12 protein-coding genes are annotated in these 13,962 nt (G+C 72.1%); 8 read left to right on the top strand and 4 right to left on the bottom strand.

Annotation, left to right across the window (positions count from 1 at the left end; translation table 11 throughout):
- Positions 1–324 precede the first annotated feature (324 nt).
- The 3 genes from dacB (at position 325) to tilS (ending at position 3,969) form a co-directional block, all read left to right on the top strand.
- On the top strand, positions 325–1,815 hold the full coding sequence (gene dacB, locus QSK15_RS28030; RefSeq protein ID WP_352232232.1) for a D-alanyl-D-alanine carboxypeptidase/D-alanyl-D-alanine endopeptidase: 1,491 nt from the start codon (positions 325–327) through the stop codon (positions 1,813–1,815).
- Positions 1,816–1,907: 92 nt separating this feature from the next.
- Complete coding sequence (locus tag QSK15_RS28025) at positions 1,908–2,978, top strand: Rv3626c family coenzyme F420 biosynthesis-associated protein (protein WP_030328010.1); 1,071 nt, start codon at positions 1,908–1,910, stop codon at positions 2,976–2,978.
- Positions 2,979–2,988: 10 nt separating this feature from the next.
- A complete protein-coding gene (gene tilS, locus QSK15_RS28020) occupies positions 2,989–3,969 on the top strand; it encodes a tRNA lysidine(34) synthetase TilS (protein ID WP_285797049.1) in 981 nt (326 codons plus the stop codon).
- Between the two features lie 9 nt (positions 3,970–3,978).
- On the opposite strand, the gene QSK15_RS28015 is transcribed toward tilS, so the two are convergent.
- Positions 3,979–4,941: a GlxA family transcriptional regulator gene (locus tag QSK15_RS28015; RefSeq protein ID WP_030328007.1), complete on the bottom strand. Its 963-nt coding sequence runs from the start codon at positions 4,939–4,941 to the stop codon at positions 3,979–3,981.
- A gap of 150 nt (positions 4,942–5,091) precedes the next feature.
- Here QSK15_RS28015 and QSK15_RS28010 point away from each other — a divergent pair, with 150 nt between their 5' ends.
- The 4 genes from QSK15_RS28010 (at position 5,092) to folE (ending at position 9,206) form a co-directional block, all read left to right on the top strand.
- A complete protein-coding gene (locus QSK15_RS28010; RefSeq protein WP_238659545.1) occupies positions 5,092–5,229 on the top strand; it encodes a hypothetical protein in 138 nt (45 codons plus the stop codon).
- A gap of 100 nt (positions 5,230–5,329) precedes the next feature.
- The gene (gene hpt, locus QSK15_RS28005) at positions 5,330–5,905 is read left to right on the top strand and encodes a hypoxanthine phosphoribosyltransferase (RefSeq protein ID WP_030328005.1); all 576 of its coding nucleotides are present in this window, start codon (positions 5,330–5,332) and stop codon (positions 5,903–5,905) included.
- Positions 5,906–6,483: 578 nt separating this feature from the next.
- Entirely contained in the window at positions 6,484–8,505 is a 2,022-nt protein-coding gene (ftsH, locus tag QSK15_RS28000) for an ATP-dependent zinc metalloprotease FtsH (protein WP_285797048.1), read from the top strand.
- 35 nt (positions 8,506–8,540) lie between these two features.
- The gene (gene folE / locus QSK15_RS27995) at positions 8,541–9,206 is read left to right on the top strand and encodes a GTP cyclohydrolase I FolE (RefSeq protein WP_030328001.1); all 666 of its coding nucleotides are present in this window, start codon (positions 8,541–8,543) and stop codon (positions 9,204–9,206) included.
- A 77-nt stretch (positions 9,207–9,283) separates the two neighbouring features.
- Here folE and QSK15_RS27990 read toward each other — a convergent pair whose 3' ends face one another.
- Together QSK15_RS27990 and QSK15_RS27985 are read right to left on the bottom strand one after the other, a co-directional pair.
- Positions 9,284–9,934, bottom strand: coding sequence for a hypothetical protein (locus QSK15_RS27990; protein WP_285797157.1), 651 nt, complete (start codon positions 9,932–9,934; stop codon positions 9,284–9,286).
- 96 nt (positions 9,935–10,030) lie between these two features.
- Entirely contained in the window at positions 10,031–12,592 is a 2,562-nt protein-coding gene (locus QSK15_RS27985; RefSeq protein ID WP_285797047.1) for an FtsK/SpoIIIE domain-containing protein, read from the bottom strand.
- 195 nt (positions 12,593–12,787) lie between these two features.
- Here QSK15_RS27985 and QSK15_RS27980 point away from each other — a divergent pair, with 195 nt between their 5' ends.
- Positions 12,788–13,351 carry a hypothetical protein gene (locus QSK15_RS27980; RefSeq protein ID WP_285797156.1) on the top strand — a complete coding sequence of 188 codons (564 nt, stop codon included), beginning with the start codon at positions 12,788–12,790 and terminating at the stop codon, positions 13,349–13,351.
- 2 nt (positions 13,352–13,353) lie between these two features.
- On the opposite strand, the gene QSK15_RS27975 is transcribed toward QSK15_RS27980, so the two are convergent.
- The gene (locus QSK15_RS27975) at positions 13,354–13,953 is read right to left on the bottom strand and encodes a hypothetical protein (protein WP_285797046.1); all 600 of its coding nucleotides are present in this window, start codon (positions 13,951–13,953) and stop codon (positions 13,354–13,356) included.
- Between the last annotated feature and the right edge of the window lie 9 nt (positions 13,954–13,962).

Raw genomic sequence — 13,962 nt, 5'->3', positions numbered from 1 at the left:
TACCGCCCGGACGGGGGCTCCGCGCACGGTACCGGACGATCCGGCTCGGGCAGTGCCAAGGGACGGGTCCCGGTGCCGGAGGCTCACCTCCCACGGGCTCCCGAAGCACCGAACACGGCGCCGGAGACGGTGCCCGAGCGGCCCCCGCCGTTGCCCTGGCGTCCGCCGGCCGGTCCGGCGTCACCGACCCCGAACAACGGTCACTTCCCGGTAGCTGGCGGTGAGCGGCCGGTGAGTGGCCCGCCACGCGGCAGTGCCAGGGTCCCGGTCAGCCCGGCGCCGGTCAGCCCGTCGTTCGGTGCCGGGCCGGGTGGGGTCCCCCCGGTGGGCCCGCCGATCTCCGCGTTGCCGGCACCGGCCGGCGCCACGCCCACCCCCCAGCCCTCGTCCGCGGCGCGCCGCCGGCGGTTGCCGCTGGTGCTGGCCGCCGTGCTCGTGCTGGTGCTCGCCACCGTCGGAGTGGTGATCACCCGTCCCGGCCCGGTCGCCGGGTGGCTGGGCGACGACACCGCGGGCGGGCCGACCGCGGGCGGCGTTCCCCCGGACCCCGCCCCGTCGGAGGTGCTGGCCGGCCCCGATTCGAACGCCCCGGTGCCCACCCCCGAGGGGGTCCGTGCCGTGCTCGATCCCCTGGTCGGCGTCGCCGCTCTGGGTGACCGGGTGAACGTCTCGGTCGCCGACGTGATCACCGGTCAGACGCTGTTCGACAAGGGGGCGGACGACGGCACCGTCCCCGCCTCGGTGACCAAGTTGGTGACCGCGGTGACGGTGCTGGCGGCCCGAGGGCCCGGGTACCGGATCCCCACTCGTGCGGTGGCCGGCGCGAAGGCCGGCGAGGTGGTGATCGTCGGCGGCGGTGACCCGACCCTGGCGATCGACAAGAAGGGCTACTACCCGGGTGCGGCGCGGCTCGACGATCTGGCCGCCCAGGTGCGTTCCGCGCTCGGCGGGACACCGCCGACGAGCGTCACCGTCGACGGCTCGGTCTACTCCGGGCCGGTCTACGGCCCCGGCTGGGACGACGACATCCCCACCGGTGGGTCGGGCGGCGCGGTGACCGCGTTGATGACCGACGGCGCGCGTACGGACCCGGGAGTCGAACACGGGTCCGCCCAGCGCTTCGCCGAGCCGGACCTGGCCGCCGGCAAGGCGTTCGCCCGGTTGCTCGGAGTGCCGACCGACGCCGTGCGGCGTGGCTCGGCCCCGGCCCAGGCCGCGGCGGGCCCCAGCCCGGCACCGGGCACCGAGTTGGGCGTGGTGCAGTCTCCGCCGCTGATCCGGCTCGTGGACGTGATGATCAGCGAGAGCGACAACCTGGTCGCCGAGGCGCTCGCCCGTCAGGTCGCGTTGGCCCGCAACCAGCCGGCCTCGTTCGACGGGGGCGCCGCCGCCATGGACGCCGAGGTGGCGGAGTTGGGCCTGCCCGCCGACGAGATCAGCGTCTCCGACGGCAGCGGCCTGTCCCGTCGTAACCGGATCAGCCCTTCGCTGCTGACCGATCTGATCCGGCTGGCCGCCAGCCCGGACCATCCGGAGTTGGCAGGTGTCTTCGGTGGTCTGCCGGTGGGCGGTTGGTCCGGGACGCTGAACGAGCGCTACCGCAACACCGCGGGCACCGCCGCCGGCGCCGGCAGCGTCCGGGCCAAGACCGGCACGCTGACCCAGGTGCACTCCATCGCGGGTCTGGTCACCACCGCCGACGGTCGGCTGTTGACCTTCGCGGTGCTCACCGACAAGGTGCCGGGGGGCAGGGAGACCGCCCAGCCGGCGCTGGACCGGATCACCGCCGCGCTGGCCGGTTGCGGCTGCGGCTGACCTGCGCCGCTCCGGCGGTACGAGGTTGCCACCGGTGTCGATCGAGGGCGCGAGCCCGGGCCGGTGTGTCGCGGCGCGGGTACGGTGGGTCCATGGCGCAGTTCGTGGACTGGGATCTGGCCGCCGCCACGGCGGGGGCGTTGAGCAAGTCTGGCCCCCGCGTGTCGTACGCCGAAGCCACCGACGTGGTCGGCGACCTGCGCCGGCTGACCGACGAGGCGGCCGGGCACGTGGCCGACTACACGGGGCTGCGGGCGCAGGTGTCGCATCCGCCGGTCCGGGTGGTCGATCGCCGCGACTGGGCGGCGACCAACATCGCCGGGCTCCGCGAGGTGATCACCCCGCTGGTGAGTCGGCTCTCCGGCGACAAGCAACCGGGCGCGTTGACCGAGGCGATCGGGTCCCGGCTGACCGGGGTGCAGGCCGGCACGGTGCTGGCCTACCTCTCCGGCCGGGTGCTCGGCCAGTACGAGGTCTTCTCGGCCGAACCGGGCCAGCTGCTGCTCGTCGCACCGAACATCGTCGAGGTGGAGCGCAAGCTCGGCGCCGACCCCCGGGACTTCCGGCTCTGGGTGTGTCTGCACGAGGTCACCCACCGCACCCAGTTCACGGCCGTGCCGTGGATGCGGGCCTACTTCCTCAGCGAGGTGCAGGCGTTCGTGGACGCCTCGTCCAGCGGGAGCGAGCACCTGGTCGAGCGGCTGCGGCGCGGGGTGGCCACGTTGTCCGAGGCGGTCCGTGACCCGGAGAGCCGCACCAGCGTGCTGGACATCGTGCAGACCCCGGCGCAGCGGGCCGTACTGGACCGGCTCACCGCGTTGATGACCCTGCTGGAGGGGCACGCCGAGTTCGTCATGGACGGCGTCGGTCCGCAGGTGATCCCGAGCGTCGAGCGGATCCGGGCGTCGTTCAACCGACGCCGGGAGGCGGGCAACCCCCTGGAGAAGGCGATTCGCCGGCTGCTCGGGGTGGACGTCAAGATGCGCCAGTACGCCGAGGGGCGCAAGTTCGTGCACGGCGTGGTGGAGCGCGTCGGCATGGACGGCTTCAATTCGATCTTCAACTCGCCGCTGACCCTGCCCCGACTGTCGGAGTTGGGCGACCCGGACGCCTGGGTCGCCCGGGTGCACGGCCCGGCCGGCACCGTCCCGGCCGCCGGCTGACCACCCGCCGGTGGCCGCGCTCGCCCCGCCGGTGGCCGCGATCCGGGTGGCGGTACGCCGCGCCCTGACCGGTCTGCCGTCCGGCGGTGTGCTGGTCGCCTGCTCCGGTGGGGCCGACTCGTTGGCGCTCGCTGCGGCCACCGTGTTCGTGGCACCTCGGCTGGGCCGCACCGCGACGCTCGTCACCGTCGACCACGGCTTGCAGGACGGCTCCGCGGACCGTGCGAAGGCGGTGGCCGCCTGGGGCCGGGAGGTCGGGTTCGCGTCGGCGACGGTGGTCCGGGTGGAGGTGGCCGGGCGTCCCGGCGGGCCGGAGGCGGCTGCCCGGGAGGCCCGCTATCAGGCGCTGACCGAGGTGGCCCGGCAGCAGAACGCGGTCGCGGTGCTCACCGGGCACACGCGCGACGACCAGGCGGAGACGGTGCTGCTCGCGCTCGCCCGGGGCGCCGGCCCGCGCGGGCTGGCCGGGATGCCCGCCCGGCGGGATCTGGGCGAAGTGCCGCTGCTGCGCCCGCTGCTGGAGGTCGGTCGGGAGCAGACGCGGGCCGCCTGCGTCGCGCTCGGGCTGAGTCCGTGGCAGGACCCGCACAACACCGACCCGTCGTACGCCCGGTCGAGGGTGCGGGCCGACCTGCTGCCGGCGCTGGTGCGGGCGCTCGGTCCCGGCGTGGTGGACAACCTCGCGCGTACCGCCCGGCTGGTGGCCGCCGACAACGCCGCGCTCGACGAGTTGGCGGGGACGGCGCTGGCGGCGGCCCGGTGTCCCGACGGAGGGCTGGCCGTTCCGGCGCTGCTCGGCATGGTGCCCGCCGTACGCGGTCGGGTGCTGCACGCCTGGGCCCGTGAGGTGGGCGCTACGCCGGGCGCGCTGTCGCACCGGCACGTCGCCGCGCTGGACGCCCTGGTCACGGATTGGCGCGGTCAGGGCCCGGCCGACCTGCCCGGGGGTGTCCGGGTGCTGCGCCGCGACGGCCGGCTGACCCCGGGCTGAGGTGTCCGGTCAGCCGCTGTGTGCCCGGTCCCGGAAGGTGGTCCGGTAGCTGTGCGGGGTGGCGCCGACCCGGCGGCTGAAGTGGTGGCGCAGTGCGGCGGCGTCGCCGAAGCCGGACTGGTCGGCGACCGCCTCCACGCTCAACGGGGTCTCCTCCAGCAGCCGGCGGGCGAGCAGCACCCGCTGGTTGGTGAGCCAGTCGTGCGGGGTGGTGCCGGTTTCGGCGCGGAACCGGCGGGCGAACGTGCGGGGTGCCATGCCGGCGCGGGCGGCCAGCTCCTCCACGGTGATCGTCCGGTCCAGGTGACCCATCATCCACTCCAGCACCGGTTCGAGGGTGGGCGCCTCGGGCGCTTTCGGGATGGGCGCCTCGACGTACTGGGACTGGCCGCCGTCGCGGTGCGGCGGGACCACCATCCGCCGGGCCAGCCGGGTCGCGGTGGCCGAGCCGTGTTCCTGGCGGATCAGGTGCAGGCACGCGTCGATGCCGGCCGCGGTGCCGGCGCTGGTGAGGAGCCGCCCGTCCTGGACGTAGAGCGAGTTGCAGCGCACCCGGGCGCGGGGGTGGCGGCGTTGCAGCTCGTCCACGTACCGCCAGTGGGTGGTGCACTCGCGGTCGTCGAGCAGGCCGGCCTCGCCGAGCAGGAAGGCTCCGGAGCAGACGCTGAACAGGTGCGCTCCGCGGGCGTCGGCCCGGCGTAGGGCGTCGAGCACCGGGCCGGGGACGGTGGTGCCCTGGCTGTGCGCGGGGATGGCCACCAGGTCGGCCTCGTCGACCGGGCCGAGGTCCGCGTGTGGAGTCAGGTGGAAGCCGGACGAGGTCCGCACGGGATCGCCGTCGGGGCTGCACACCTGGAAGCGGTAGGCGGGGAAACCGTCGGCCGTCCGGTCGGTGCCGAACACCTCGGCGAGTACGCCGAGCTCGAAGGGAGCGACCTGGTCGAGGGCGAGGACGGCAACGGACCGCAGCATGTGACGAGGGTAACCCGACAGGTGGCAGTAAATCGATGACCAATGGCATTCCTGCCACTGTCCGCTTACTCCGGCAGGTCGCAGACTGGTCTCAGTCCGGTGCGCACCGGCGGCGAAACCGACAGCAATCATGCGAAAGCGAGCGCCGCCATGGAGTTCCTGCTCTTCCTCCTGTTCCTCGTCCTGCTCGTCGCCGCCTCGGCGGCCGGCCTCACCGTCGACAGCCACGACTCGGCCGACTGGAAGCCCAGCGACGACGGCCGCCGCTGGCGGTCACGTACCAACTGATGTGATTGGCGTTGTTTGCCCAGAAAATCCTCGGCGGGACCGCGCCAAAAGGTGCGGCCCCGCCGACGGAGGCCAGCAGACGTACGGCAGGCTAGGAGTCATGGCTGACGGCTCCTGGTACGACGCCGACATCGACCACGTGATCATCTCTGAGGCGCAGATCCGCGAGAAGACGGCGGAGCTGGCCAAGCAGGTCTCCGCCGACTACGCCCACGTGGGCGACGGGCTGCTGCTGGTGTGCGTCCTCAAGGGTGCGGTGATGTTCATGGCGGACTTCGCCCGGGCGCTGGGCCGCAACGGCCCGCCGGCGGAGCTCGACTTCATGGCCATCTCGTCCTACGGCCAGGGCACCACCTCCTCCGGGGTCGTCCGCATCCTCAAGGACCTCGACCGCGACATCGCCGGTCGCCACGTGGTCGTCGTCGAGGACATCGTCGACTCCGGCCTCACGCTCTCCTGGCTGCTGCGCTACCTCGAGTCGCGTTCGGCGGCGAGCGTCGAGGTGGTCGCGCTCTTCCGCAAGCCGGACGCGGTGAAGGTGCCGGTCCCGGTGAAGTACGTCGGCTTCGACATCCCCACCGAGTTCGTGGTGGGGTACGGCCTCGACTTCGGTGAGCGCTACCGGGAGTTGCCCTACGTCGGGGTGCTCAAGCCCGAGGTCTACGCCCGCTCCTGACGACGGGCCCGACCCCGTCGGGGCCCCTCGGGCGGGATGAGCCCAACTCTCATCGGCATCCATCAAGCCGACGTTCAGCGCGCTCTCAGCTGATGCGGTTACCGTGTAGCACGGTGGCCCGGAGGTTACTCCGCGCTCGACCCCCTCGATCGCGTGACCGGGCGTTCGGGTGGCCGAGCCGGACTCCCCGCCACGCTGGCTCCACCCGGACTCGCTGTACGTTGGCTGCGGGGCTGGTGGGCCTGCCCACGGTGCGTGTCGTCGATGTCGACGACACGCCGGGTGCGGGGGCTCGCAGGCTCACTGTCGGCGTCCTCGGTCTTTTGATGGTGCAGGACTGCGGGGCTCGCAAGCTCACTCCTCGCGGACACCGCTGTGATTGTGTACGACTGCGGGGCTCGCAAGCTCACTCCTCGCGTACACGGTGTACCGTCGAATGACCGCGGCGCGGCAGTTTTCGCGTCTCGGGGTCGAGCCGGCCCGCACGGCGGCTCCGGCTGCCGCTCAGCGCGGCGACACCATCAGACGGTCAGGACGTCGATCAGGAGGATGCGGGCGCTCCGGCGCTCGACAACAGTATGGAACGTACGCGTTTCTTCCGCCGACCGGTGGTCTGGATCATCCTGGTCATCCTCGGCGCCGTTGTGCTCAGTCAGCTGTTCACCGCTGGTCCCAGCTACCACCGCGTGGACACTTCCGTTGCGCTCGACCAACTGCACACAGCCAAGATCAATAAGGTCGTCTTCCAGGACAAGGAGCAGACGCTCCAGCTGGATCTTGCCCAGAAGACGAAGTTCGGCAAGACCGAGACCGACCGGATCGAGGCCCAGTTCCCGTACCAGGCTGGTGACCAGATCTGGAACGAGGTGCTGGACGCCAAGGCGAACAACCGGGTAACCGGCCCCGCCGACGCCAAGGTCTCCTCGGACAGCATCTGGGTGAGCCTGCTGGTCAACCTGCTGCCGATCGCGCTGCTCGTCCTCCTGCTGCTGTTCTTCATGTCGCAGATGCAGGGCGGCGGCTCCCGGGTGCTCAACTTCGGCAAGTCCAAGGCCAAGATGATCACCAAGGACACTCCGAAGACGACCTTCGCGGACGTCGCGGGTGCCGAGGAGGCCGTCGAGGAGCTGCACGAGATCAAGGACTTCCTGCAGAACCCGGCGAAGTACCAGGCCCTGGGCGCCAAGATCCCGAAGGGCGTGCTGCTGTTCGGCCCGCCCGGCACCGGCAAGACGCTGCTGGCCCGCGCGGTCGCCGGCGAGGCCGGGGTGCCCTTCTACTCCATCTCCGGCTCCGACTTCGTCGAGATGTTCGTCGGTGTCGGCGCGAGCCGGGTTCGTGACCTGTTCGAGCAGGCCAAGACGAACGCTCCGGCGATCGTCTTCGTCGACGAGATCGACGCCGTCGGCCGGCACCGCGGCGCCGGCATGGGTGGCGGCCACGACGAGCGGGAGCAGACGCTCAACCAACTGCTCGTCGAGATGGACGGCTTCGACACCAAGGGCGGGGTCATCCTGATCGCCGCCACCAACCGGCCGGACATCCTCGACCCGGCGCTGCTGCGCCCGGGCCGGTTCGACCGGCAGATTCCGGTGGACGCCCCCGACATGGAGGGCCGCAAGGCCATCCTGCGGGTGCACGCCAAGGGCAAGCCGTTCACTCCCGACGTCGACCTCGACTCGGTGGCCCGGCGCACCCCGGGCTTCAGCGGTGCCGACCTGGCCAACGTGATCAACGAGTCGGCCCTGCTCACCGCCCGTAAGGACCAGCGCGCGATCACCAACGACTCGCTCGAGGAGTCGATCGACCGGGTGATCGCCGGTCCGCAGCGACGGACCCGCGTGATGAGCGACCAGGAAAAGAAGATCACCGCGTACCACGAGGGTGGCCACGCGCTTGTCGCCTGGGCGTTGCCGCACGCCGCGCCGGTGCACAAGGTGACGATCCTGTCCCGTGGCCGCTCGCTGGGCCACACCCTGGTGCTTCCGACCGAAGACAAGTACACCCAGACCCGCGCCGAAATGATCGACACCCTGGCGTACGCGCTGGGCGGTCGGGCCGCCGAGGAACTGGTCTTCCACGAGCCCACCACCGGTGCCGGCAACGACATCGAGAAGGCCACCCAGCTGGCCCGCGCGATGATCACCCAGTACGGCATGAGCTCCAAGCTCGGCGCCATCAAGTACGGCACCAGCGGGGACGAGCCGTTCCTCGGCCGCAACATGGGCCACGAGCGGGACTACTCGGACTCGGTGGCCGCCGAGATCGACGGCGAGATGCGGGCCCTGATCGAGCTGGCGCACGACGAGGCCTGGGAGATCCTGGTGGAATACCGGGACGTCCTGGACAACATCGTGCTCGAGCTGATGGAGAAGGAGACCCTCTCCACGGCCGACATGGCGCGAATCTGCTCCCGGGTGGTCAAGCGGCCGCCGCTCGCGCCGTACAACGGCTTCGGCAAGCGCCAGCCGTCCACCGAGCCGCCCGTGCTCACCCCTGCGGAGAAGGACGCGCTCAAGGCGCAGGCCCAGGCCGACGGCGCGCAGGCGTCGGTCGGCGGCGGGTCGCCGTCCAGCAACAACTCGGACGGTACGCACTGAGCAACGACCCGACGGCCAGCTCCCCTCACCGGGAGCTGGCCGTTTCCGCGACCGAACCCGACGGCGACGACGAGCTCGACTACGTCGCCGCCCGACTGATCAGCGGCAAGCTGACCGGCCGTCCCGTCGAGGACGCTGTCGACCTCGGCCGGATCGAGAAGGCCGTCCGCGAGATCCTGATCGCGGTCGGCGAGGACCCGGACCGCGACGGACTCCAACAGACCCCGGCCCGGGTCGCCCGCGCGTACGCCGAACTCTTCGCCGGTCTGCGGGTCGACCCGGCCCAGGTGCTCAGCACCACCTTCGAGGCCAACCACGAAGAGCTGGTCATCGTCCGGGACATCGACGTGATGAGCCTCTGCGAACACCACCTGCTGCCCTTCCGAGGCAGCGCGCACATCGGCTACATCCCCGGCCCCGACGGGCGGATCACCGGCCTGTCCAAGCTGGCCCGGCTCGTCGAGGTCTTCGCCCGCCGCCCGCAGGTGCAGGAGCGGCTCACCTCGCAGGTCGCCGACCTGCTGATGAGCAAACTCGCACCCCGCGGCGTCGTCGTCGTGCTCGAATGCGAACACATGTGCATGGCGATGCGCGGCATCCAGAAGTCCGGTGCCAAGACCATCACGTCGGCCGTACGCGGCATCCTGCAGACAGACTCCAAGTCGCGGGCCGAGGCGATGGCGCTGATCATCCCCCGCTGACAACCCGACGCACCACGGCCGGCCGACACCCCCTGGCGGGGACGGCCGGCCGTTGCGTCCCCCCACAGGGGTGCCCGTCAGCCGGCGAGCAGGGCCAACAGCAGCCCGGCCGTGGCCAGTACCGCCGGCACCAGGCACACCAACGCGCCGAAACGCGCCGTACGGTCCAACCGCTCGGTGGGACTGACCCGGAACAACCGCCCGATGCCGATCCAACCCGCGACGAACGCCACCGCCGGCATCGGCAGCCCGCAGATCAGCGCCGCCACGGTCGCCGGTCCCACCCCCGTCGCCGCCAGCACCGTCACCTGGATCAACGGCACCAGCAGCGCGAACGGCCCGTACACCAGGAGGTTGCGCGCTCGCGCGGGCCAGGACCCCGGCCGGATCCGGCGGCGCGCGGCCAACGCCGCGTCCGCCGCCTCGGCCCACCCGCGCGCGGACCGCAACGCCGCCAGCACGGCCGCCGGGCCACCCGCCATCGACCGGGCCGCCTCCGACAGTTCCGGCGGCGACGGCACCAGAGAGATAGCCGGTACGCCCAACTCGCGCAGCCGTTCCTGCTGGCTCGCCAGCCCGGTACGGACCACCGTCAACTCCTCCCGCGCGGCCTCCGCCGACCGGGCCTGCTCGCCGGCGGCCGCAGCCGCGCTACGGCGTACCCCGTCCAACTGGCGGGCGGCCGCAAGGTACCCCGCCCAGGCCGTGCTGGGCTCGACCGCCGGCATCGTGGCGTCCCCAGTCGCCGCAGTGGCCCGCTGTCGCCCCGGCCCGGTCACCGTCGCGTTCGAATTCACCTCGGCACCCCCACCCGCGCCACCCGATCAGCCGGTCACGTCGGCGAACGGCACCAGGACGGTGCCCCGCTCGTCCGGGCCGTCCCAGAGCACCGCCCGGTCCGGGCGCGCCTGCCACTCGACCGGCCGGCCGAAGACGGCGGTGAGCTGCGCGACCGGCACGTCCAGCACCGCCACCGCAGCCAGCTTGTCGACCTCGCCCGCCGGTTCGAACAACGCCGCGAACGGCGGCACCGCACGCCACCAGCCCAGCAGATGCCGGCCCGCCGGAGGCCCGTCCCGCAGGAGCGACCGCAGCCGGTCCACCGGCAACTCCCGAGGACCAGGCCGGTCCAGCCCGAACACCACAAGGTACGTCGGCAGGTCGTCGGCCGTGTCCGCGAGCAGCGTCGGCAGGTCCACCAACTCGGCCGAATGCCGGGCCGCCAACTCGGCTGTCAACGCCTGCGCCAACGCCCGGGAGCCCGGATCCGGTGCCGCCACCAGGAAACGGGCGCCACCCGGTGCGTGGTGAGCCGCTGTGCTCCGCGCCGCCGTCGCCAACAGCCCGCCCGCCGCGGTGCCCGAGCCCAGCACCGCGAGGTTGCGCCCGGCCGCCGGCCCCAACGGCACCGCAACCGTCGAACGGGCTACGTCCACCGCCCGGCCCAACAGGGCGGCCGGCCCATGCGCCTGCCCCGCCAAGGCCGCCCGATGGCGCGGATCGTTACCGAGCAGAGGGCGGGCATAACCAGCGAAGACCACCGGCGGTACCGACCCCGTCGGACGCGCCGCCCACAACTCGTGCCGCAACCCCTCCACGACCTCCGGATGATCCTGCGGATCCGGGTGACGGATCAACCGCTCGTGACCCCGGATCGCACCCCGCGGACCGCCGAGCCCACCGGCCGTGTTCACCACCGCACTGCCCACCGGCAGACCGGCTGCCGAATCGTTCGTCGGCTCCAACACCGGACTGCCACCCGGCAGCGCCACCCGAACCGGAAACTGCCCGAGCACCGAATCCCGATGACCGGCATCGGCGCGCGCACTCAACCCCAACTCACCCGCACCGGCCAACACCAGGTGCACGCCGTACGCCCGACCGGCCCGGGCCAGCCCGTCCAACTGGGCGGCCACCTCGGCGGCCAGCCGATCCCGCCCGGCGAACAGCAGCGGCACATTGTCCACCACACAGACGATGCGCGGCAGCGGTTGATGCTGACGCAACTCCGCGAAGCGTTGCCCCCCGGCCCGGGAACCCGCCTCCGTGCGGCGCTGGACCTCGGCCGTCAACTCCTCAAGCAGATCCCGGACGTACTCCCGGTCGGCGGCCATCGCCGCCGCCCGCACCTGCGGGACCCACGACCGGTCCCGCTCGGTCTGCAAAAACTCCACGAAGGACTCGCCGTCGCCGAGATCCGCCAGGTAGAACGCCAGGTCATCCGGGCCGTACCGGGCCGCCAGGCCGAGCAGCGCGGTGGTCAGGAACGCCGCACGGGCCGCCGCGGACCGGCCACTCACCAGCCAGTGCGGGGTCAACTCGGTGAAACCCAGTGACACCGGCCGTCCCCCGGCATCGCCGACGGTCGTGGTCAACCCGTCGACCGAGTCCGACTCCCACAGCCGCTCACCCGTCGGCGGCAGCAGGGCCCCCAACGCCAACCGGGAACCCGCCTCCACCTGCTCGGCGAGCCGCCGACAGACCGCGTCGACCAACTCGGTCGGCGGGTCCGACTCCACGAAGACCGGAGAGTTCAAACCACCCGGCGGATCCGCGCCCGGCCCGGCGAACGACGCCCCCGGCGGGTCACCGAGCAGCGCGTACGCATTACGCAACGCCAGCGCAGTGCTCAGCGGCAGCGGTGCCCGGGCCGAGTACGGGCCGGCCGGAGGCCAACCCGCCACCACCAGATGCAGCCCAGCAGCCGGCCCCTGCTCGGCCAACGTCTCGATGCGCGCCAGATCGGTCGGACCGGTCGACTCCGGCAACGCGGCCACCACCAGCAACAGCGTCCGATCGTGACGACGACGCCCACTCGCCCCCGGCGTGACCCACTGCTCGGCCTCGGTCAGCACCGCGCGTAGACCCGCCACATCCACCGCTGGCGGCGGCAGCAGACCGGCGTCCGCGAGCGCCCCGAACGGCGTCAACACCGCCCCGGTGGCGTCCACCGCGCGAATCAACAGGGCACCCGCCGGCGCCGCACCCAACAACCGCAGGAGTACGGCCCGGAGCAACCCCGCCACCCGCGGCTCGCGCGCGTCAACGTCCACGGTGAGATGACCGGTGCCGACAAGTGGCACCAACGCGGGGAAACGAGCGTCGTCCAACGGCGCGGCAGTGCCGACCCGAACGAACGGTGGCGGACCATCACCAGCCGGCGAGTCCACGGACAGCGAATCCAGCGCCGCGCCCGCCCAGCCCGGAGCCAACACCGCTGCAGCCGACCGTAGCCGGTCGGCCACTTCGTACTGACGGCGCTGATCCGCCGGAGCCGGCCGCGTCTCGTCCAGGATCCCGGCAGCCGCAGTCGCGACAGCCGTCGCCCGACGGTGCAGGGCTGCGGCGCGGTTCGTGCGAGCCTTCGGACCGGCCACCGCGTCCACCCCCTCTACCCGAGGTTGGCAACCCCTCCCCAAGCAGAGACGGTATCCCAGCCGCGGGCGCACCTCCGGGAGGTGCCTCGGCGCTGCGCCGGTGTTGTCGCGGATCTCACCGGTGGGGAGGGGTCCGTCACGATCCGCTGGATCTGAGGCATTGGCTCCGGAGCGTCCAGCCGTTAACTTCAGGAGGTGGAATCAGTGCAGCCCCCCGCCGGTTCCCAGGTCTCCCGCGTACCGGCCCAGCGGACACCGTCCGAGCAGCTGCCGCCCGCCCCGGCAGCGCCGGCACCGCAGCCTCCACGCCGCCGTATGCGGACGGTGCTCACTGTCGCCGCTGGCGTGCTCGCGCTGCTGTGTCTCGGCGGAATCGCCACCGCCTACGTCTGGTACGACCGCGCCTCAGCCCCGGACCGCAGCGCGCCCGACGTAGTGGTGGACAACTATCTGCGCGCGTTCCTTGTGGATCGCAATGACACGAGAGCAGACCTCTTCACCTGCGAGAGCGGAGCTGCCCTTCAGCCTGTTCGAGACCTGCGAGCTGAGGCTGAGCAGCGTGAGGCGAAGTTTGGGGTCACTGTGCGAGTCAGTTGGGGTGCACTGACTCGCACACAGTCGGGTGCGGGAGAAGTTGTTGCCACCACGCTGACTATTTCCGGCGTTGCCGAGGGAGTCGTGCGAAGCAGTCGCCGAGAGGACTGGACGTTTACTGTGGTCGAGGCTGACGGCGGTTGGCAGGTATGTGGCGGCGCACGTGCTGGCTGATGTCACTCGATCCAGAGCAGGTGAACTGGAACCTCCAGCGTGGTGGGTGACTGGCCGCGCCAGGCCCAGCGGTACCACTCCACTTCGGGTGTGATCCGCACGCAGATGTCCCCTTCGGCTCCCGAGTAGGTCTCGGTGACCGCTCGAAGGTCACGATGCTCCAGGCCGTTCTCGACGTGCACCACCCGCCGCCCGGTGACCGCGTCGGCTTCGAAGACCGGCGTGGGAGCCCGGTGTGCCGGGCCGTCCAGCGAGACCAACCGGATGCCGGTGTCCCGGGCGCCATCCCCCACCGGTCGGCTGCCGACGGTCTCCACCCAGACCCGCTCCACCGGCACCAAGGGGGCGAACACCTCGACCTGGTCGGCTTCGGCCCGGTACCACTCGTGCTCGGGGATCACCGGCACGTAGGTCCGGGCGTTCTGCACCACCCGGTCGTCCGCGCGCAGATCGCCACGCCAACCCAACCCGGGCAGCCCGACCAGCACCCGCCGCCCGCGTAGGTCGACCCGCTCCGTCGCGGGGACGATGGCCAGCGGTCGAGGTGGTTGCGGTGCCCAGTCGGGGTGGTCGGCGAAGGGATCGGGTAATGGTCCGGTCATACCGCGGTG

Origin of the sequence: Micromonospora sp. NBRC 107095 (genome assembly GCF_030269705.1) — a bacterium.
Classification (GTDB): Bacteria; Actinomycetota; Actinomycetes; order Mycobacteriales; family Micromonosporaceae; genus Micromonospora; species Micromonospora parva.
This window is presented reverse-complemented; position numbering and strand designations above follow the sequence as displayed.

What these genes read in the sequence shown, in the direction of transcription:
- QSK15_RS28025 (WP_030328010.1), top strand. Translation starts at nt 1,908, where the DNA reads ATGGCGCAGTTCGTGGACTGGGATCTGGCCGCCGCCACGGCGGGGGCG.
- QSK15_RS28015 (WP_030328007.1), bottom strand. Translation starts at nt 4,941, where the DNA reads ATGCTGCGGTCCGTTGCCGTCCTCGCCCTCGACCAGGTCGCTCCCTTC.
- QSK15_RS28010 (WP_238659545.1), top strand. Translation starts at nt 5,092, where the DNA reads ATGGAGTTCCTGCTCTTCCTCCTGTTCCTCGTCCTGCTCGTCGCCGCC.
- hpt (WP_030328005.1), top strand. Translation starts at nt 5,330, where the DNA reads ATGGCTGACGGCTCCTGGTACGACGCCGACATCGACCACGTGATCATC.
- ftsH (WP_285797048.1), top strand. Translation starts at nt 6,484, where the DNA reads ATGGAACGTACGCGTTTCTTCCGCCGACCGGTGGTCTGGATCATCCTG.
- QSK15_RS27990 (WP_285797157.1), bottom strand. Translation starts at nt 9,934, where the DNA reads ATGCCGGCGGTCGAGCCCAGCACGGCCTGGGCGGGGTACCTTGCGGCC.
- QSK15_RS27975 (WP_285797046.1), bottom strand. Translation starts at nt 13,953, where the DNA reads ATGACCGGACCATTACCCGATCCCTTCGCCGACCACCCCGACTGGGCA.